This is a genomic window from Pseudarthrobacter sp. BIM B-2242, assembly GCF_014764445.1.
GTDB classification, from domain to species: domain Bacteria; phylum Actinomycetota; class Actinomycetes; order Actinomycetales; family Micrococcaceae; genus Arthrobacter; species Arthrobacter luteus_A.
Window position 1 is genome coordinate 2,099,669 of record NZ_CP061721.1, and the last position, 18,547, is coordinate 2,118,215.

Sequence of the window (18,547 nt, forward strand, 5' to 3'; positions counted from 1 at the left end):
GTCAGGCGCTGCGCCGTTCACCGCGGCGTTCGCGCAGGATGGTCAGCCGGTCCTCGAGGATCTGCTCCAGCTCGGGGAGGGAACGGCGCTCCAGCAGCATGTCCCAGTGGGTACGGACAGCCTTTTCGTTGCTGGTGTCAGGACGTTCGCCATCAACCAGGAGCGCTTCCTTGCCGGTCTTGGAGACCCACACGGGAGGAATTTCAGCCTCTGAAGAGAACGTGACGAAAACCTGCTCGCCGTCCTCGCACCGGTATTCCACACGCTGACGCGGAGCCGGCTCGACGCCGGACTCGGTCTCCATGCTCTGCGCGCCAAGGCGCATACCCCGCAGGCTGCGATCGCTCATGTTTTCTCCCTCTGGTCGGTTCGCGGAGCAAGGCCCCACGCCATCCGATGCGACGTAACCGCACCGGACTGTTGTGTGCACTGTGCTGCATCATAAGATTCAACGCATTGCGAAGCGTTCTTGTTCCAGCGGATCTGGTCCGACCGGACAAACACTCAATTATACCGGTATGCATGCCCGCCGCCAAACGGTGGCGGTGAACTGCATACCGCGGAACGCCAGGAGGCCGTGCCGCCTGGTAGGGCAGCACGGCCTCCTGAAGGCGTAGCCGGGTTAGGGCTGCTTGGCGGGTTCCTCATCGAAGAGTCCGCCGCCGGCCCGGGGATCAGGGTTGGTGCCGCCTAATGCGTTGCCAATGCCCTTGAGTGCTTCCCCGACCTCGCTGGGGATGATCCACAGCTTGTTGGAGGATCCTTCGGCGAGCTTGGGAAGCGTCTGCAGGTACTGGTAGGCCAGCAGTTTCTGATCGGGGTTTCCCTTGTGGATCGCGTCGAAGACCTTTTGGATGGCCTGCGCTTCACCGTCCGCGCGGAGGATGGCGGCCTTGGCGTCACCTTCCGCCGCGAGGATGGAGGCCTGCCGCTGTCCCTCGGCCGTCAGGATGGCTGACTGCTTGGTGCCTTCCGCAGTGAGGATCGCTGCGCGGCGGTCACGCTCGGCCCGCATCTGCTTCTCCATCGAATCCTGGATCGAGTGGGGCGGGTCGATGGCCTTCAGCTCGACACGGGAGACCCGGATTCCCCAACGGCCGGTTGCCTCATCAAGGACGCCGCGCAGCTGACCGTTGATCTGGTCGCGGGAAGTCAGGGCCTCTTCAAGATTCAAGCCACCAACGACGTTACGCAGCGTGGTGGTGGTGAGCTGCTCCACGGCCTGGATGTAGTTGGCGATTTCATAGGTTGCTGCACGTGGATCCGTGACCTGGAAATAGACCACCGTGTCGATGGAAACCACCAGGTTGTCCTCGGTGATGACCGGCTGCGGCGGAAAGGACACCACCTGTTCCCGGAGGTCCAGGAGCGGCAGGAGCCGGTCCACAAACGGGATCAGGATGGTCAGGCCCGGGTTCAGCGTGCGCTGGTACTTACCCAGCCGCTCAACGACGCCCGCCCTCGCCTGCGGAATGATCCGCACCGAGCGGACCAGAACAATTATCACGAACACGATCAGGACCACCAGCACAATGGCCAAGGCGACTCCTCCTGCGTTATCCATACATCTCCTTAACCCCAATTATTAGGCTGTATAAAACACTCTTGGTGACGCTGACCTAGGACTGGTCTGTTTGCTCCTGCGGTGCAGATACCACGGCAGTGGCGCCGTCGATGGCGGAGACCACCGCTTTTTTGCCGGCGGGCAGGACATCACCGGCGGACCGGGCGCTCCATACATCTCCGCCGATTTTCACCAGGCCGCCAGTAGAGGTCACGGCTTCCATGACCAGTGCCTGCTCACCGATCAGCCGGTCCACGTTGGTGCGCTGCTCGGCAGGCCCCTTTTTCAAATGGCTGAGGGCAACCGGGCGGACAAAGGCGATCATCAGCAGGGACACCACACAGAAAACCACGATCTGCAGCCACAGGTCGGCGCCGGCGAAATCCGCCACAATGGCGGCGAGCGTACCGCCGCCGAGCATGATGAAGAACAGGTCAAGCGTGATCATCTCGATCACCGCGAATGCGAGGAAAGCTGTGAGCCATAACGCCCACCAGTTTTCACCGAGCCATTCAAACATTCCGTCCCCCTTGACCTTCCGGTAGCTGTCTATCTATCCTAGTCCGCCCGAAAGCCGGGCGGCAGGTCGCTGGCGGAGGGGGCACCCGAACGTGGCCAAGTCGTTACGGGGAAGGCCGTGCCTGCCGGAAGACCGAGATCCGGAACAGCGCATCCACCGCGGAGACCGGCTCCCTCCCAGTAAGTTTGGCGGCAATCGTTGCCCTGTCCAGGTGATGGCCAGCGGGCCCCATGTACGCCAAGTCGGCCATTTCCGCGGGTGTCAGCATCATCCGGATATCAACATCCCGGGTTGATTCAGGCACGAAATGGCCGGCGAGGGATTCCGCCAGCCTGGCATCCTTCGCGTTTTCAATGGCCAGCATCCCGGTTTGGCCGGCCAGGGCCGCCAGGTGTCCCGGACGCGGCGTGACCACCACCAGGCGGCCACCGGGGCGGAGGACACGGGCGAACCCGGCGGCGTTCCGGGGCGCAAAGATGACCGTCACGACGTCGACTGCGGCGTCTGCCACCGGGAGCGGCTGCCAGACGTCGCAGGCGAGGTTGATGGCCTCGGGGTTGAGGCGGGCTGCGCGCCGCAGGGCGAATTTGGAGATGTCGAGTCCGATGGCCGTGACGTCGTCGCTGATCCGGCTGACGTCGTCGAGCACTGCCCGGAGGTAGTGACCCGTGCCGGTGCCCGAATCCAGGACCGTGAACGGCGTTCCGGGGCGGACCATGGCGAGGACGGCGTGTGAAACAGCTTCCGCCAGGGGACGGTAGTGTCCGGCGTCGAGAAACGTGAACCGGGCCGCCACCATCTCCGCAGAGTCGGCTTCGAAGACGGTTCCCTTGCCGACCAGCAGATTGAAGTAGCCCTGCTTGGCCGCATCGAAGCTGTGCCCGGCTCCGCACACCAAGGCACGGCGGCCCGCCTCACCGGGGGTGGGGACCTTTAGCCTTCCGCCGCACAGGGGGCAGCGCAGCGGAGGGGGAGCGGAAGACGGCATTGCACCATCTTAGGGCGGCGCCGGCGCGGTTCCACCGGCGCCGGTGCCTCCCGGGCATAACGGGGCGTTGCTGTTCGGTCGCGGCCCCGCCGCACGTTAGGCTCACGTGGGTGAAGCCAGAACACCTCCCGCTGCTCAACTCCGTTTCGCCCCCGGCCGTCCACCCGGACGGCAGCCGCGCGGTGGTTTCGGTGACCCGGCCGGAATTCGACGCTGACGCCTACACGGGCCAGCTGTGGAATGTTCCGCTGGACCAGGAGAAACTGCCGCGCCGGATCACGCGGGGCGTCCGGGACACGGCCCCGGCTTTCTCACCCGACGGGCTGGTGCTGGCCTTCCTGCGGTCGGACGGGGCGTCGTCGAAAGCTCAGCTCTGCGTGGTGGAGGCCGACGGCGGGGAACCGCAGGTCATCACGGAGCGGCTTCTCGGAGTGGAATCTTTCTCGTGGTCGCCTGACTCACACCGGATCGTTTTCAGTTCCCGCGAGCCGGAGGCCGGGCGCTATGGCAGCGTGGAAGACGTCGCGGCGGACGCAGAGGAGCCGCGGCTTATTTCGACGCTCCAGTACAGGCTCAACGGGGTGGGCTACACCCGCGACAGGCCAAGGCAATTGTTCCTTCTGGACGTTCCTGAGCTCGGCGGCGAGCCGGCTGCGCCGCTCCCGGAGTCCGTTCAGCTGACCCGCTTCACCACGGATACCGCCAGCGGGACCTTCAGTGCCGACGGGTCTGCCGTCTACTTCGCTGCGGCACCTTCGGACGGCGACGACGTGCTGGCCACCAGCATCTACCGGGTGTCGGCAACGGGCGGCGAACCCGCGGAAGTCGATCTTCCGGCCGCCCCGCCGCAGTCAGTACTGGATGTCCGCGAATCCAGGGACGGCCAGTGGCTGTTCTTCATTGCCCGGGACCTTGGCGGGTCCGGCAGGGATTTTGTGGCGCGCAACGCCGTGCTGTGCTGTGTACCTGCGGGCGGCGGCCGGCCTGTTCCGTTGACGGACCCGGAGATGATGGACGTCGCCGCTCCCGGCAGCCGGATCGAGCTTCGCGGCCCGGACCGTGTTCTGGTCCTCAACAACGCGCAGGGCACAGTGGAACTCCTGGAGCTGGGAGCAACGGGTGATCATTCTCTGCTGGTGCATGGGGACAAGGCCGTGACCGGAGCCGCCTGGTCGGGTGGTTCGCTTTTTGTTTCCTTCGCCGATCCCTCTACCCACGGGGATCTCGCAGTGCTTGATGACGGCCAGCTACGGATCCTGACAGACTTTTCGGCGGCCCTGAGGACCCAGGCGGACCTTGTGGTGCCGCAGGAGCTGACGTTCGATGCGCCCGACGGCTATCCCGTTCACGGATGGCTGGTTCGGCCCGCGGGCAAGGGTCCGCACCCCGTCCTGCTGAACATCCACGGTGGTCCCTTCAGCCAGTTCACTGTGGCTTTGTTTGACGAGGCCCAGGTCTACGTGGCGGCAGGCTATGCCGTTCTGATGTGCAATCCGCGCGGCTCTGCCGGCTACGGCCGGGACCATGGGCTGGCCATCCGGGGCCGGTTTGGCACCGATGACATGCGGGACGTCCTGGCATTCCTGGACGGCGCCCTGGCACGATTTCCAACGCTCGACGCAGGCCGCCTGGGCATCATGGGCGGCTCCTACGGCGGCTACCTCACGGCCTGGACCATCGCGCACCACCACAGGTTCAAGGCAGCCATCGTCGAGCGGGGATTCCTGGACCCGGTCAGCTTCGAGGGCTCGGCGGACATCGGCTGGTACTTCGGCGGCGAATATCTGGGTGACTCAGCGGAGGCGCTTGCGGCCCAAAGCCCGCTCGGACACGTAGCCCGGGTCCGGACACCAACCCTCGTGATCCACAGCGAGGACGATCTTCGCTGCCCGTTGGAACAGGGCCAGCGCTACTACACGGCTCTGAAACGGCAGGGGACGGAAGCCCGGCTGCTGATATTCCCCGGCGAGGACCACGAACTCTCCCGGTCAGGACGTCCCCGGCACCGGCGGCAGCGGTTCGAGCACATCCTGCGCTGGTGGGCCCGGTACCTTCCGACAGCGTCCAACCCTGCGGAGGTCCCACAGGGTTGATCGGCCGACCCCCTCAGGAAGCGTCGGGGAGGAAGCCCAACGCAGCGCGGGCCTTGCCGATACCGGGTTCAGACCAGTTGGCGGCATACTCAGCGTTGCTGCTCAAGGACCGCAGCTCGGCACGGTCAATGTAGAGGGTGCCGTGCAGGTGATCGGTTTCGTGCTGCACGATCCGGGCCTGCCAGCCCTCGAATTCCTGTTCCATGCCCAGGCCGCCGGGCGTTTCAAACTGGAGCCGCACACGTTCGTGGCGCACCACGACAGCCTGCAGACCGCTGAGCGACAGGCACCCTTCAAAGAAGGCAGCGGTTTCCCCGCCGACGGGCGTGTAGCGCGGGTTGAGGACGGCCAGGAAGTCCAACGGGGTGCGGTGCCGCACGGCAGCCACGTCCGGGTCGACATCGAACCGGTCCTCGAGTACCGCGAGCTGGAGCGGAATCCCGATCTGCGGGGCGGCGAGCCCTACGCCCGGCGCCTCGTGCATCACCCGGCGCATCAGGGCGATCAGCTGGTCCAGCTCGGCGGCGGGGATCTGGCCGTCAAAGGCGGCGGCAGGCTGGCGGAGCACGGGATGCCCGGCCTGCACGATCGGTGGCAACGCATCGGCGGCCAGCATCTCCTGGACCCGTTCCCGAAGGTGCCGGGGTGTGAACGGTGTCGGCGGCGATACGGCAGTCATGGGGAAAGCCTAACGGCGGAAGGACGGGGCTGCAGGCCACGTCAGTTAGTGTCGATGCCATGTCAGAACCGATTTCCTCGGATCCCGTCGCACTGAAATGCGTCCTGGATTTTGTCAGCACCCTCGAAGTCGGAGGCGGCGGAGACGCCCTCCGGCCCTTCCTAGCCCCGGAATTCCGCCTGTTCGAGGCGCCGCACCTGCTCGCCCCCGAAGGCTCCACGCGCACTCTGGAACAGGTCCTTGCAGGTGCCGAGCAAAGCGGCGAGGTGGTAGCCGACCAGAAGTTCGAGATCCGGCGCACAACCTGCGAAGGTGGCCGCGTTGTCCTTGAGGCCGATTGGTCAGCCACCATCCTGATGGACCTGAAATACTGGGACGCCGGCGAGACCATCCGGGCCCGGACGTCATCAGTCTTCGAGGTCCGCGACGGGTTGATTGTCAGCCAGGACAGCTACGACTGCTACTTCCGGAACACCTGACGGGAGGTGGCGGGGCTCCGCGCCCTGCAGGCACTCCCCGGTGCGGTTCTTTGCGGTTCACTGCATGGTGAACCGCCGGGCCACCAGCCTGTTCGCGGCCGGAGCCCCCGCCACCGCGCCGAGGACCAGATTCCTTGCGTCCAGGAACGGCGGCCCCAACGGGCGCCCCAAGGACATGTTCACCTCGGCCTGCCAGCGTGCACGACCGGCGGCCCGGCGGCGGCCAACCTCGTAATCCCGGAGACGCCGGCCCACAGGCCTGCCCGCCAGGGATGCACAGATGATCGGTGCGAGCTCCGCTGCGTCAAGCCAGCCGAGGTTCATGCCCTGGCCGCCAATAGGGCTGATCTCATGTGCAGCATCTCCGATCAGCACGGTCCGTCCTGCCACCAGGCGGGCCGCGATGGCGGACCCGGGGCTGAAGGCACTCAGCATGGTGTTGGTGTCAGGATCCGGCCGGACGCCGGTGCGGCCGTGCACCAGCCGTGCCAGCTCGCCTGCGTCCGCGTTCGGTGCCGGGCTGCCCAGCCGTGCCACCCAGCGCCGCTGCCCGCCCGGGAGTGGAAAAGATTCCACGATGCCTCCCCGTTCGAGATACAGCACCGCTTCCTGGCCGTGGTATCCGTCGGCTGCGAAATCACCCATCAGGTAGTGATCGGGGTAGGACCTGGACAGCACCTTGATCCCGAGCCGGCTGCGGAGCAGTGACCGGGCTCCGTCAGCGGCTACCAGTAAACGTGCGGTGATCCGGCTGCCCGCACCGCCGCCCTCAGGCGCGGCAACGGCGACGGTGACCGCACCGCCGTCGTCCGTTACGTCCGTAACCCGGGTTCCCCGGAGCAGTGCGGAACCGTCCAGTTGGTGCACGCGGCGTTCGAGCAGGAATTCCGTCACGGACTGCGGGAGGGACAGGATGAACGGGAAGCGGTCTGAAACGGTGGCGAAGGACATGGAGCCGACCGTCCGGCCACGGCTGAGGGCAGTTCCGCGCCGGATGGGCACGCCGGCATCCACCATGTCCCGTGCCACGCCCACGCCGTCCAGGGCTGCCAGGGCCGGGGGGTGAATGCCGATGGCCCTTGAGTGATCCTCACGCCGGAGCCGCTGTTCAAGGACCCGGACCTTCACGCCTTGCTGGAGGAGCAACGCGGCAAGATAGAGGCCCACGGGTCCGCCGCCACAGATCACCACGTCATCCACGGGAGTGCACCGGGCGGTGGACGAGGACCTGGTGGAACGGCGGGTGGCGGCGGACCAGCCAGCCCGGGGGAGCGGCGGCGGCAAGTTCGGCAGGGGTGTAGCTGCGCCGGATGGAAACCAGGCCGTCGGCGCGGATGAACGATCCACGAAACGGCAGGGCGGCCAGGGAGAACAGGCCGTAGGCAGCCGCGCTTCGGCGGAGGTCGTTATGGAGGCATAGCTGCCGGGCCAGGGCCTGCGAGTCGGCCAGGAGTCGGGCCAGGTCTCCTGGTTGCAGGTGATGGATGACATGGTTGGAAATCACGACGTCGAACTGCCGGCCTTCGCGGATCAGGTCGCTGCTGTCCGCCTGAACGAAACTGACGCGTGGGTGGCGGGGACGGCGGGCTGCGAAGCCGAAGGCCCTGGCGTCCGGGTCCGCGCCGGTGACCTGGAGCAGCAGCCTGTCCCGGCGCGACCACTGCGTGAGCAATAGTGCGAGGTCGCCGCCGCCGCTGCCGATGTCCAGGACAGTGGTGACGGTCCGGGGGGAGAGCAGGGGGCGCAGCTCCTGGACATATAGCAGCCGCCAGCCGGAAAACAGCCTGTTGACCAGGCCGAACTGCCGGTAGGTCTGTTCCAGCTTCAGCGGATCGCAGTCCGGCGCGTCCATCAGTTCCACAGCGGCTGCATCCCGCACGGGCATCAGCACCACGGAATCAGGCCCGGGAGGCTGCCGCCGCCCGGTCCGGGAGCTGTTCAGCGGAACGGGTTCCCGGGGCAATGCCGGGGACGGCCCCGACGGATTGGCGGAGTTTGGTGAAGAGCCCGGTTTCCACGGTGAGCCCGGGACCGAACGCCATGGAGCAGATGCGTTCGTCGCCGTCCACGGGCGGCTGGTCCAGGATGTGCTTGAGGACGAACAGCACGGTGGCACTGCTCATGTTGCCGTACCTCCGCAGCGTTTCCCGTGCGGGTATCAGCTGCTCGTCGGTGAGTTGGAGCCGCGACTGGACCTTGTCCAGGATGCTCCGGCCGCCGGGGTGTATGGCCCAGTGGCAGATGTCGCGGTAGGGGAGTCCGAGCAGGGACCGGTCGCGGGACAGGAGCGGCTCGAGGGCGCCGATGATGTGGTCATCGATGATGTGCGGCACGTAGTTGCCCAGGATCATCTCGAAGCCGTGATCGCCGATGTTCCACGCCATGGATTCTTCGCCCACCGGAGTCAGCACGGTCTCGAAGTGGTCCAGCTGGAGCAGCGCCGGTGCATCTGCATCCGTCCGGGCAGTGACGATGGCAGCGGCGGCGCCGTCGGCAAACAGTGCGGATCCCATGATGGTGTCCGGATCGTTGGAGGTCCGGACGTGCAGGGAGCACAGCTCGGCGCAGACAACCAGCACAACAGCTTGCGGATCTGCCTCACAGAACGATTTGGCGGCCCGCAGCGCCGGGAAGGCGGCGTAGCACCCCATAAAACCGAGGTGGTAACGCTGCACGGCAGGGTCAAGGCCCAACGCCCGGACGATCTTGTAATCGGGACCCGGGTTGAAGAATCCGGTGCAGGAAACGGTGATGACATGAGTTATGTCAAGCAACGTTAAGTCCGGGCAGGCGTCCACAGCAGCCCGCGCGGACTCGATGAACAGCTTGGTGGCCTGCTCGGCGAAGATCTCGTTCCGCACCTTGGTTGACGGGTTCAGGAGGAGGCCTGTGGCGGGGTCAAAGAACTGGGGATCGTCCGCGCGGAAGGCCATCGTCATTTCGTCCACAGCGGTGTGCCGGGTGTCAATGGCGGCCGAATCGAAACACGTGTTCACCAGGCGTGAGCCCAGCCTGGTCAGCCCGGGCTGAGCTGCGAAGACGTCCCGCGCTTCGGCCTGGATCAGCACAGTGGGCGGGACAGCAGTTTCCAGTGAACGCACGTAGACCGTCATTGGTTCATTCTTGGCGAGCACCGGGAATATGACAATGGCGGGAGGGGCATGGAATAAGGATCATGTACGGGGGAGCAGCTCCCGAAGAAGCGAATGCGAGGGCCGTCGTAGTCCCCGCGTGGCTTGGTCTATGCCCTGTACTGCCTACTGCTGGACGGTCGTGTTGCCGTAGCCGGCATCGCAGATCCCGTCATGGATCACACCTGCTCCCGGAGCCACCGCGTAGTTGCTTGCGGGGTTCAGGACAGCTGCCTGGACCTCCGTAACCCTTGCGGCGCAGTTATCGGCTTCTTCGGCGCTTATGCTCCGGCCGCCGAGCCACATGTCAATCCAGATAGTGGAGGTGGCGTCGTCCGCATCATCGCCCTGGCGGCACGGGCTGCCGTGCGGACCGGTGCCTTCGCCACAGCTATCGTCGACGATAAAGTAACGGCGGACGTCGGGAAGGTAGATCAAGGTGCCTGCTTTCACGTCGAGCCCGGTATGGGCCGCAGCCTTGGCGTTCCCCGCCGTGACGGTGATCGGATCGGAGTAGGTCCCGGTAGCCCCGCCGGCACCGTTCGGCCGCCCCTGTCCGCCCGAAGGCGTCTTCTCGCGCAACGCGTACGCCGTCGTGGAGGCGCTGGTCACAATCCTTTCAGCGGCGGCCGTCGGCGGGGCGGGCACCGGTTTTGGAGCAGCTTTCGCAGCCGTGTCAGCAGCGGGAGCCGGCGCAGGCACGGCGGGGGAGGTCCCCGGCGCCCCGTTGGATGCCTGAGCCTCTTTTTGTGCTGCGGCAGCAGCCTTCTCTGCTGCCGCAGCCTCAGCCTGTCCGGCTCTGGGTGCTTCCCTGGCCGCCCTGGCGGCAGCTGCCGCTTCGGCTTTTTCGGCCGCGGCCCGCTGGCTGATACCGATTTCATCAGACGACTTGTCGTGCCCGCCGAGGTTGGCTTCAATGCCGGCCCCGGCAGTGTTTGGCGTCTGTGACCCGGGGTCAGCGGTCATGGTGCCACACGCCGATGTGGCGAGCAGGACCGACAGCATGCCAGCGGTGAGCAGACTATTTCTGAGCATGGAAAAACAGGGCCTCTTTGTGGAAAGTGCGAAACGGGCAGTCCCAGAGGGACTATTTTTGCCCGGAGTGTGGTCACGGTCCGCGGAGCGCAATTCGTGCCGCCTGAGGTCTTCTATGCGCCGAAGCGTCAATGTCGATCCTTCAGGCGTGGGCGCCGACCGGTGACCTAAACGTTACATTGGCGGGCGCCGATCCGACCAATTACCGGCGCGCCGCGGTAAACGACTTGTGCCCCTGACGTTCCTCTGGCTAGTCGTGTCGTCGTCGTGCGCTCAGAGCCTGGTGAGGCGAAATTTTCGTGCATCGGTGGCAGACTGGCGGCCGGTTACGTGTCCTTTCTGGAAACAGCCGCGAACGCCTTCCCAGGCCCCTTTCGGGCCCTATTGGAAAACGCCGATAATCTACATTATGTCAAGTAGTACTCTGCGTATTGCATCAGATGAATCAATCGTCCCGATCCCCCGGATCCGCAAGGAGTTGTGTCACTTCCTTGAGATTCCGCGGAATTTGCGGCCTGACAGCTTTGGTGTGCCGCTGGCCTGGCGCTGCCTGACGGATGCAAGGCTGAACCTCGAAGCGGTTATGGCAAGCGTCTGACCTGCGGTTTTGTGCTAATGATGCATTTAATGAATCATTGATTCAGGATTTCCCGTGGAACTGGTTGCCTGAGCATGTCGAGGAGTATTTCGGTGACCTCCGCTCGATCCACCAGCTGAAGCACTCCACCGTCCGTGGTTACCAGTCAACCCTCCGCCGGTTCACGTCATACGTGTCGAACCCCGACTACGGCTGGGACCGGGTCTGCGAACAGCGTTTCGGAGCGCACCCGTCCCAGGTCTTCTTTGACTGGAACACCGCCTCCCACACACAGGAGTACGAGGGACGCCCATCCAAGCGGCCCTTCACCAAGACGGAACTTCAGATGCTGTTCGATCACGCGGACGACCAGGTCGAACTCATCGCCGCCTCAGGCAAGAAAGGCTGGCAGGCGGCCTACCGGGACGCCGTCATGCTGAAAGTCGCCTACTCATACGGGCTCAGGTTCAACGAACTCAGGCACCTGCAAACCATCGACTTTGCGACCAACCCCCAAGCACGAAGGTTCGGCAAAACAGGCGTCTGCAAGGTCCGGTTCGGCAAATCACGCAAGGGCTCCCCCCACAAACCCCGCAGCGTCCTGACGGTCTTCGACTGGACCGCCGGCGTCATCGACGACTGGCGCGCCAACGGACGAGGCACGCTCGACACCCTGGACCTGTTCCCCAGCGAACGCGGCGGCCTGATCTGTGAATCCACCCTGCTGCGCCGGCTCCGGCGCTACCTGGCCGAGTTGAGCCTGCCAATGGATGGCCTGGACCTGCACTCGCTCCGGCGCTCCTACGCAACGCACCTGTTGGAGGACGGATGGGATCCTAGATTCGTGCAACTTATCTGGAGCCGGAACCGTGGTGTCTTTGACGTGCAGCACGGGGCACGTAACCGTGCAATTCCGCGTGATGGAGGTGCTTATCTGAAGCTGTCCATCACACGGGATCGCGGGAGGGTTAATGCAGGTTCAACGAGTTTTGGTGTCCGGTTCGCAGCTTGAGTCGTGGACTGTGCTTGATGATCATGGTGTCGTCGAGCCGGTGGAACGGTTCCTGGCTTATCTGACCGACGTCGAGCGGTCACCGAACACGCTCAAAGCGTATGCACATGATCTGAAGGACTGGTTCGTCTTTCTTCGATACCGCGGCGTTGATTGGCGCCAAGTGAGGCTGGAGAACGTCGGCGAGTTCGTCGCCTGGCTGCGGCTTCCGCCTGCCGGACGCGCCGCGGACGTGACGTTACTACCATCGGCCTCCCATCATTGCGGGCCGGGCACGGTGAACCGCAAGCTGGCCGCGGTCAGCGGCCTCTACGTGTTCCACTCACGTCATGGGGTCCCGCTGGGTGACCTTGTTACCGAGTTTGAAACGGTCCGGCACCGAAGAACGGGATGGAGACCATTCCTTGCCCATCTTGCCGGGGACAGGCCGCAGCGGCGCCGGATCGTGAAACTGCGTGAGCCGAAGAGACTGCCCACGGTCCTGTCTGCGGTGAAGGCACAATCAGTGCTGGATGCGTGCACGCGGCTCCGGGACCGGTTCCTGTTCGTCCTGCTCTGGGAGTCGGGAATCCGTATCGGCGAAGCACTCGGACTGCGGCATGAGGACATTGCAGTGGCCGAGGGCGAGCTGACGATCCGCCGGCGCGTAAACGCCAACCGGGCCCGGGCGAAGTCCGTTTCGCCGCGCACGGTACCGATCTGCGCGGACGTCGTGCGGGTCTACGGCGACTACCTTCACGAGGAATACGGCGATCTGGACAGCGACTATGTGTTCGTGAATCTGTGGGCCGGCGCCCGCGGCCGGCCGATGAGCTACGCGGCAGTCTATGACTTGGTGAAGCGGCTGCGCCGGGACACTGGAGTGGATTTTGACCCGCACTGGTTCCGCCACACCTATGCCACCCGCTTGTTGCGGGCAGGGACGCCGATCGAGGTCATCAGCAGCCTGCTTGGCCACGCATCGGTCGCGACCACCATCGACGTCTACGGCCACCTCACTGTCGAGGACGCCCGCCGCGCCCTCGAAAAGGCAGGGCTGCTGACCGGAAAAGAGGTCACGTGGTGAACTTCCCTGCGCTGAACGACTACGAGGATAGTCGCGGTCTGTTGGCTAAGCTCATGGCCACGGTCCGGCCGGAATTCCGACCCGGGATCGTGATTCCAGCCCCAGGCTCCCTCGTCTTCAACACCGAGCCCTGCCGGATCGACGAGTGTGAAAGGCAACGCACGGTCAAAGGGTTCTGCAAAAGCCACTACAAGCGTTGGCTGGACCAAGGACGCCCGGAAACCGAATCATTCCTCGCCAGCCCCGGCCCATTGCCCGTAGGCGATGGCCCCCTGGCGGCATGCACCGTCACGTGGTGCCGCTTCGGTTCGGCCAGACGCGGCCTCTGCGTCAGCCATCACGGGTTCTTCGGACGTTCTAGCGAGACCGACGTGATTAAGTGGCTCGCTACCCTCTCCCCCGAGCCGGCCGCCGAACGGCCCGAATGCAGGCTCGCGTTCTGCGACCTCTGGGCCCAAGGCAACTCGCCGTTGTGTCTCAACCACAAGTCCCGCTGGCACGCCATTGGCGCACCGGATATCGACGAGTTCGTCACCCGGTGCGAAAGCGTGGGTCTGGATCGGTTCGATTTCCGATGCCTGGCTGATCGTCCCCAGTTGCGGCTTGAGCTCCAGCACGCCCTGCAATGCCGCCACGACGAACGCCGGGCCAGTACCCGCGCCTCCGTTGTGACGCCCGTGATCCGGCTCGTCTCCGACAGCGGCGTCGCCTCGCTGCTGGACTGGAATCTCGAGCAGTGGTCAGCGTTCTACGGCGCCGGCCGGGTAGGCCGCAGTCACCGCCACAACGGGCAACTCGCGTTCCTGCGCTTTGCTTACACCCGGCTCGAAGACCTCGCCGCCGGCACCGGGTGGGAGTCTGAGTTTGGCCGCGACGCCTGGGCCCTGCACCGCCTCGGTTACACCGACACGCGCGGCGCCCTCCGCTTCGACAAGATCCCGCAACCGTGGCTGCGCTCCTTGGCAAAACGCTTCATCCGGTGGCGGTTGACCAGCGGTCGGGAGATCATCCAGGCCCGCGTCGACCTCCTCGCTCTGAACCGATTCGCCGCGTTCCTCGCGCACACCATCGCTGGCTCCGACGGCCCGGACTGCATCGACCGCGGCATCCTGGAACGCTTCCTCGCCGAGCTCGCCCGTGACAAACGGGCCGTGACTTCCCGTGGCCGCGACGTCAGCTCCCTGAACGCCTTCTTCGCCGCGATCCGCCGCCACGGCTGGGCCAAGGACCTGCCGGCATCGGCGAACTTCTACCCTGAAGACTTCCCACGACCGGCCAAACGACTGCCCAGGGCCCTGGCCGACCAAATCATGGCGCAACTGGACCAACCCGAAAACCTCGGCAAATGGACCAGCCCCGACAGTCGGCTTCTCACCCTGATACTGATGCGCTGCGGTCTGCGCGTCGGGGACACCTGCAACCTGGTATCAGACTGCGTGGTCCGTGACGGTGACGGTGCCCCATACCTGCGCTATATGAACCGGAAGATGAAGCGCGAAGCCCTCGTGCCCCTCGATGAGGAAGTCCATACCGCCATACTCGACCAGCAACGACGCGTCCGCGAACGATTCCCCGAAGGCAGCAACTGGCTGTTCCCGGCCCCGAAGATGAACCCCGACGGAGCAAAACCGCTGACCACGCACTCCTACCGCGGACAGCTTGAAGACTGGCTGGCACGCTGTGCCATCCGCGACGAACACGGGCAGGAGGTGCGCCTGACGCCGCATCAGTGGCGCCATACCTTCGGGACAACACTGATCAACCGCGACGTCCCCCAAGAAGTTGTTCGGGTCCTCCTCGACCACACCTCGGCGGAGATGACCGCCCACTACGCTCGGCTGCACGACACGACCGTGCGCCGCCACTGGGAGAAGGCCCGCAAGGTTAACATCAACGGCGACACCATCACCATTGACCCGCAAGGTCCCCTCGCCGAAGCCAGCTGGGCCAAGCAACGCCTCGGCCGAGCGACGCAGAGCCTGCCGAACGGATTCTGCGGGCTCCCGGTCCAGAAGTCCTGCCCGCACGCCAACGCCTGCCTGACCTGTCCCATGTTTGTCACCACCGCCGATTTCCTCCCCCAGCACCAAGAGCAGCGCCGCCAGACCGTCCAGATCCTTTCCGCAGCCGAGGCACGCGGACAGACCCGGCTCATCGAGATGAACCAGGCAGTACTGCACAACCTGGACCGCATCATCGACTCCCTCGACGACACCGCACCAGCCGAGGCGGCCGGATGAACCGCCCCGATAACAGCCGGCACCTGATCAAAGCTGCACAGCAGCGCGCGGCGCTCACCCGGTCCAAAGCCGTCCAAGCGCTGCGCGCCCTGCACGCGGACGGCCGCCCGATCACCTTCGACGCCGTCGCCAGATACGCCCGGGTCTCCCGGTCCTGGCTTTACACCCAGCCCGACCTCCGCGCAGAAATCGAACACCTCCGCCAAAACCAGGCCTCGGCGGAGCCCACACAGGAATCACCCGCACAGCGGGCAAGCGAGGCCTCGCTACGGCAACGACTCGAAGCCGCCAACGACAGAATCCGGCGACTCAACGACGAGAACCAACGCCTGCGACAGCAACTCGCACACGCCCTCGGACAACGCCGCCAAAGTCCATGACCAGCTGCCGCAAGCATCCCGAATCAATAACAGTTTCACGAGAAGAAAGGACACCCAATGCCACCGTCATGCACGTCCCGGACACACCCACCAACACAAAACCGCAGGCCAGAGGCACACCACCCTGACGGGCTCAAGATAATGCAGAATCAGATGGGCCACGAACACGCCTCCACCACCGGGATCTACCAGTTCGTCAGCGACGACTTCCGCAATTCCACCCTTCGGGCAGCACTGGACCGCACCATGGACGATGTCCTGGCGTGCAGATGAGAGGTCAATGGTGAGACGCGAAGTCGAATACAGGTGGCGGCTCTCCGAGCTCATGGCAGCACGGGGACTGCACAACACCACCGACCTCATCCCTCTGCTGGCCGAGCGCGGCATCACCTTGTCCCGGCCACAGGTCTACCGGCTCGTCAACCAGAAACCAGAACGCGTCGCGCTGCAGGTTATCGCTGCGATCTGCGACATCTTCTCCTGCGGCCCCGAGGACCTGATCACCGTCACAGCCGCTGACGTCCGCGCCCGCAAAACCGGCACCAGCGCCCCCAACGTCGTTGACCTGAACCGCACCGTCCGCCCGCGACGGGCGCGCATCATCGACGATGACCACTGACTCGCCCGAAGGACTGACGCCTCGCAACACCAAGCTCGGCAGGCCGCGCACCACCGGGACCGCCACCTGTGCACGATGCGGCCGAAAAGCGGGCAGAACACGCGCCACCTGGCCCGAAGGCCGAATCTGCGGCCTCTGCTTCACCACTGCCACCCGCACCCACGGGATCTGCCCCGGCTGCAGTCGGCAGCGGCTGCTGCCCGGGCCGCCCGCGGCCGCTGGAGGTCCCCGCTGCGCACCCTGCGCCGGCATCCTCCATAACTTCCACTGCACCCGCTGCGATACGGAGGGCGAGTTCTATCGGCGCGGTATCTGCGCCCGCTGCGCCCTTCGGGAGGACCTCAATGAGCAACTACTGGCAGGGCCTGCTGACCCGGAATCAGCCAGCAGAATTGTCGATGTCCTTTGCAAAGCAGACCGGCCCGAAAGCATCATCACCTGGAAGCGCTCCCCCAAGGTCCAAGCCCTCCTCGGCTCTCTATCGAGCGGGGAGACTCCGCTGACGCACGAAGGACTCGATGCCGCGGCTGAGTCAGCGAATCGCGAAGCCAATCACCTGCGCGCCCTGTTCATCCATCACGGACTCCTCCCCTACCAAGACCCGTATCTTGCCCGGTTCGAGACCTGGATTCACGACAAGCTCCACGACTTACCCGAGGAGGTCGCCAAACCCATCGCGCAGTTTGCGACCTGGCATCACCTCCGGCGCATCCGGTCCATGACAACACCGGAGAAGAGCGCTCAGGCCCCGGTGCACTCCGCCAAACAAGAGATCACCGAAACCATCAAGTTCCTGGACTGGCTCTGGGAAACCCACCAGCGCACGGCTGCGAGTTGCACCCAACAAGACATCGAAACCTGGCTCGCAACCGGTCCCACGACCAGAAAAGCCATCCGCACCTTCATCGTCTTCATCAAGAACACCGGCACAAACCACCGAGTGGACATTGTCCACTACACAGCCAAGACCCGCCCCGCGATCACCCAGGACCAGCGCGTGGCCTGGCTCCGGGAACTGCTTACAGGCACCAGCGAGTCCCTGACCTACCGAGTCGCCGGCATCCTGCTGCTTCTCTACGCCCAGCCGCTCGTTCGGGTCGCCAAACTCCGGACCGACGCTATCAAACCAATGAAAGCACCGGCAACATGTGGATCACCTTCGGCCCGCACCCAGTGCCCATTCCCGAACCCTTGGCCGACTTGCTTCGAGAGCACCTTAAAGGCCGTCCGAATCTCAGAACAGGATCAGACGCACAAAGCCCTTGGCTCTTCCCGGGGACCCGGGCCGGACAACCACTTCACCCAAACGGCATCATGGATAGGCTCCGCAGCCTGGGCATCGACCTGCGCGGCGCACGAAACACTGCCCTGGACGAACACCTGTTAGTCTCACCGCCGCCACTGGTCGCCGACGCCCTCGGCTACAGCCATCAAATCGCGTTCCTCCACGCCGACGCAGCAGGCGACGCCTGGTCCCGCTACGTCAACCTCCGAACCAAGCCATAACCTTCCCGCCGCAGCTCGGGCCACGACTACACGCACTTTCCTCCGCTACGACTGTCAGCCTGCGCTAGGCTCACCCCATGACGGCGCATGGCCAGTTCCAAGGAGATCGAGCCCGCACGCCCGAAGAGGAGAAGTTCCTGAAGGAGCTCGCTCGCGGCATCGCCGGCTGGCCCCCGACGAATCCCAAGCTTGATTCCTTCAAAGTGTTCGCACGCATCAAACCGCTAGTCGTGATTCTGGACGTCCCTGGTATCGAGACGCCGGACGCGTGCACACTTCAGGTTGCGTACTGGCACGACGGACCCAGCGGCCGCACTTTGGAAGGTGAATGGGGAGATAGCCACGTCTTGGACAACCATGTCTACGACGGAGATGGCCTCACAATTATCGGCTTGGAGGAAGCGCCGGATACCTACGGCCACTTCGCAGCCAACTGGCTGGAACGTCAGCTTAAACGCCCCGTGGAACGGCTTGATTGGCTACAGGGTGGACAGGTCAAGGAGTCAACATGGCGCCTGCAAGACTCGGGAAAAATAATTGCCCGAAGTGGCCGGTCGTTGCGCCTTCCCTCCAAACAACCCGATCGCGTGCTCAAAGTTCGGTAGGGAGATTGGCTCCTCGGCTGCTATTTCCACTGACCAAGCGGCTCTACCGCAGG

The 18,547-nt window shown here is 64.8% G+C and carries 19 protein-coding genes; 10 read left to right on the forward strand and 9 right to left on the reverse strand.

What is annotated here, in order from left to right:
* Position 1: 1 nt before the first annotated feature.
* From IDT60_RS09575 to IDT60_RS09590, 4 genes are all read right to left on the reverse strand, one after another.
* Positions 2 to 349 (reverse strand): RNA polymerase-binding protein RbpA, encoded by a 348-nt coding sequence (locus IDT60_RS09575; RefSeq protein ID WP_003802221.1) that lies wholly within the window; start codon positions 347 to 349, stop codon positions 2 to 4.
* A gap of 273 nt (positions 350 to 622) precedes the next feature.
* The gene (locus tag IDT60_RS09580; RefSeq protein WP_164199714.1) at positions 623 to 1,564 is read right to left on the reverse strand and encodes an SPFH domain-containing protein; all 942 of its coding nucleotides are present in this window, start codon (positions 1,562 to 1,564) and stop codon (positions 623 to 625) included.
* A gap of 55 nt (positions 1,565 to 1,619) precedes the next feature.
* Positions 1,620 to 2,084, reverse strand: a complete 465-nt coding sequence (locus IDT60_RS09585; RefSeq protein WP_191081716.1) for an NfeD family protein — start codon at positions 2,082 to 2,084, stop codon at positions 1,620 to 1,622.
* A 103-nt stretch (positions 2,085 to 2,187) separates the two neighbouring features.
* Complete coding sequence (locus IDT60_RS09590) at positions 2,188 to 3,072, reverse strand: putative RNA methyltransferase (protein WP_191081717.1); 885 nt, start codon at positions 3,070 to 3,072, stop codon at positions 2,188 to 2,190.
* Between the two features lie 110 nt (positions 3,073 to 3,182).
* On the opposite strand from IDT60_RS09590, the gene IDT60_RS09595 reads away from it, so the two are divergent.
* Complete coding sequence (locus IDT60_RS09595; protein ID WP_191081718.1) at positions 3,183 to 5,165, forward strand: S9 family peptidase; 1,983 nt, start codon at positions 3,183 to 3,185, stop codon at positions 5,163 to 5,165.
* Positions 5,166 to 5,178: 13 nt separating this feature from the next.
* Here the strand turns inward: IDT60_RS09595 and IDT60_RS09600 are convergent, their stop codons facing one another.
* On the reverse strand, positions 5,179 to 5,844 hold the full coding sequence (locus IDT60_RS09600; RefSeq protein ID WP_164199706.1) for a peptide deformylase: 666 nt from the start codon (positions 5,842 to 5,844) through the stop codon (positions 5,179 to 5,181).
* Positions 5,845 to 5,903: 59 nt separating this feature from the next.
* Here IDT60_RS09600 and IDT60_RS09605 point away from each other — a divergent pair, with 59 nt between their 5' ends.
* Positions 5,904 to 6,323 carry a nuclear transport factor 2 family protein gene (locus tag IDT60_RS09605; RefSeq protein WP_191081719.1) on the forward strand — a complete coding sequence of 140 codons (420 nt, stop codon included), beginning with the start codon at positions 5,904 to 5,906 and terminating at the stop codon, positions 6,321 to 6,323.
* Positions 6,324 to 6,380: 57 nt separating this feature from the next.
* Here the strand turns inward: IDT60_RS09605 and IDT60_RS09610 are convergent, their stop codons facing one another.
* The 4 genes from IDT60_RS09610 to IDT60_RS09625 all read right to left on the reverse strand — a co-directional run bounded on the left by IDT60_RS09610 (position 6,381) and on the right by IDT60_RS09625 (position 10,489).
* Positions 6,381 to 7,523, reverse strand: a complete 1,143-nt coding sequence (locus IDT60_RS09610) for an NAD(P)/FAD-dependent oxidoreductase (RefSeq protein ID WP_191081720.1) — start codon at positions 7,521 to 7,523, stop codon at positions 6,381 to 6,383.
* Complete coding sequence (locus IDT60_RS09615) at positions 7,516 to 8,208, reverse strand: methyltransferase domain-containing protein (protein WP_191081721.1); 693 nt, start codon at positions 8,206 to 8,208, stop codon at positions 7,516 to 7,518. The genes IDT60_RS09610 and IDT60_RS09615 overlap by 8 nt, the downstream gene beginning before the upstream one ends.
* A 13-nt stretch (positions 8,209 to 8,221) precedes the next feature.
* Complete coding sequence (locus IDT60_RS09620) at positions 8,222 to 9,436, reverse strand: type III polyketide synthase (protein WP_191081722.1); 1,215 nt, start codon at positions 9,434 to 9,436, stop codon at positions 8,222 to 8,224.
* A 144-nt stretch (positions 9,437 to 9,580) separates the two neighbouring features.
* Complete coding sequence (locus IDT60_RS09625; RefSeq protein WP_191081723.1) at positions 9,581 to 10,489, reverse strand: hypothetical protein; 909 nt, start codon at positions 10,487 to 10,489, stop codon at positions 9,581 to 9,583.
* Positions 10,490 to 11,151: 662 nt separating this feature from the next.
* Here IDT60_RS09625 and IDT60_RS09630 point away from each other — a divergent pair.
* The 8 genes from IDT60_RS09630 (at position 11,152) to IDT60_RS09665 (ending at position 18,494) form a co-directional block, all read left to right on the forward strand.
* Positions 11,152 to 12,078, forward strand: a complete 927-nt coding sequence (locus IDT60_RS09630) for a site-specific integrase (RefSeq protein WP_223883937.1) — start codon at positions 11,152 to 11,154, stop codon at positions 12,076 to 12,078.
* A complete protein-coding gene (locus tag IDT60_RS09635) occupies positions 12,038 to 13,144 on the forward strand; it encodes a tyrosine-type recombinase/integrase (protein ID WP_191079984.1) in 1,107 nt (368 codons plus the stop codon). Before IDT60_RS09630 ends, IDT60_RS09635 begins: the two co-directional genes overlap by 41 nt.
* A complete protein-coding gene (locus IDT60_RS09640; protein WP_223883781.1) occupies positions 13,138 to 15,384 on the forward strand; it encodes a tyrosine-type recombinase/integrase in 2,247 nt (748 codons plus the stop codon). Before IDT60_RS09635 ends, IDT60_RS09640 begins: the two co-directional genes overlap by 7 nt.
* Positions 15,381 to 15,764, forward strand: coding sequence for a DUF6262 family protein (locus IDT60_RS09645; protein WP_191079983.1), 384 nt, complete (start codon positions 15,381 to 15,383; stop codon positions 15,762 to 15,764). The genes IDT60_RS09640 and IDT60_RS09645 overlap by 4 nt, the downstream gene beginning before the upstream one ends.
* A 141-nt stretch (positions 15,765 to 15,905) precedes the next feature.
* The gene (locus IDT60_RS23390; RefSeq protein WP_255527085.1) at positions 15,906 to 16,037 is read left to right on the forward strand and encodes a hypothetical protein; all 132 of its coding nucleotides are present in this window, start codon (positions 15,906 to 15,908) and stop codon (positions 16,035 to 16,037) included.
* 7 nt (positions 16,038 to 16,044) lie between these two features.
* Entirely contained in the window at positions 16,045 to 16,383 is a 339-nt protein-coding gene (locus IDT60_RS09655; protein ID WP_223883938.1) for a helix-turn-helix transcriptional regulator, read from the forward strand.
* Positions 16,373 to 17,770, forward strand: a complete 1,398-nt coding sequence (locus IDT60_RS09660) for a recombinase XerD (RefSeq protein WP_223883939.1) — start codon at positions 16,373 to 16,375, stop codon at positions 17,768 to 17,770. The genes IDT60_RS09655 and IDT60_RS09660 overlap by 11 nt, the downstream gene beginning before the upstream one ends.
* Positions 17,771 to 17,966: 196 nt before the next feature.
* Positions 17,967 to 18,494: a hypothetical protein gene (locus IDT60_RS09665; RefSeq protein ID WP_191081724.1), complete on the forward strand. Its 528-nt coding sequence runs from the start codon at positions 17,967 to 17,969 to the stop codon at positions 18,492 to 18,494.
* Positions 18,495 to 18,547 lie beyond the last annotated feature (53 nt).

What these genes read in the sequence shown, in the direction of transcription:
- IDT60_RS09600 (WP_164199706.1), bottom strand. Translation starts at nt 5,844, where the DNA reads ATGACTGCCGTATCGCCGCCGACACCGTTCACACCCCGGCACCTTCGG.
- IDT60_RS09580 (WP_164199714.1), bottom strand. Translation starts at nt 1,564, where the DNA reads ATGGATAACGCAGGAGGAGTCGCCTTGGCCATTGTGCTGGTGGTCCTG.
- IDT60_RS09665 (WP_191081724.1), top strand. Translation starts at nt 17,967, where the DNA reads ATGACGGCGCATGGCCAGTTCCAAGGAGATCGAGCCCGCACGCCCGAA.
- IDT60_RS09605 (WP_191081719.1), top strand. Translation starts at nt 5,904, where the DNA reads ATGTCAGAACCGATTTCCTCGGATCCCGTCGCACTGAAATGCGTCCTG.
- IDT60_RS09635 (WP_191079984.1), top strand. Translation starts at nt 12,038, where the DNA reads ATGCAGGTTCAACGAGTTTTGGTGTCCGGTTCGCAGCTTGAGTCGTGG.
- IDT60_RS09660 (WP_223883939.1), top strand. Translation starts at nt 16,373, where the DNA reads ATGACCACTGACTCGCCCGAAGGACTGACGCCTCGCAACACCAAGCTC.
- IDT60_RS09625 (WP_191081723.1), bottom strand. Translation starts at nt 10,489, where the DNA reads ATGCTCAGAAATAGTCTGCTCACCGCTGGCATGCTGTCGGTCCTGCTC.
- IDT60_RS09655 (WP_223883938.1), top strand. Translation starts at nt 16,045, where the DNA reads ATGGTGAGACGCGAAGTCGAATACAGGTGGCGGCTCTCCGAGCTCATG.
- IDT60_RS09590 (WP_191081717.1), bottom strand. Translation starts at nt 3,072, where the DNA reads ATGCCGTCTTCCGCTCCCCCTCCGCTGCGCTGCCCCCTGTGCGGCGGA.
- IDT60_RS09645 (WP_191079983.1), top strand. Translation starts at nt 15,381, where the DNA reads ATGAACCGCCCCGATAACAGCCGGCACCTGATCAAAGCTGCACAGCAG.
- IDT60_RS09575 (WP_003802221.1), bottom strand. Translation starts at nt 349, where the DNA reads ATGAGCGATCGCAGCCTGCGGGGTATGCGCCTTGGCGCGCAGAGCATG.
- IDT60_RS09620 (WP_191081722.1), bottom strand. Translation starts at nt 9,436, where the DNA reads ATGACGGTCTACGTGCGTTCACTGGAAACTGCTGTCCCGCCCACTGTG.
- IDT60_RS09585 (WP_191081716.1), bottom strand. Translation starts at nt 2,084, where the DNA reads ATGTTTGAATGGCTCGGTGAAAACTGGTGGGCGTTATGGCTCACAGCT.
- IDT60_RS23390 (WP_255527085.1), top strand. Translation starts at nt 15,906, where the DNA reads ATGCAGAATCAGATGGGCCACGAACACGCCTCCACCACCGGGATCTAC.
- IDT60_RS09615 (WP_191081721.1), bottom strand. Translation starts at nt 8,208, where the DNA reads ATGCCCGTGCGGGATGCAGCCGCTGTGGAACTGATGGACGCGCCGGAC.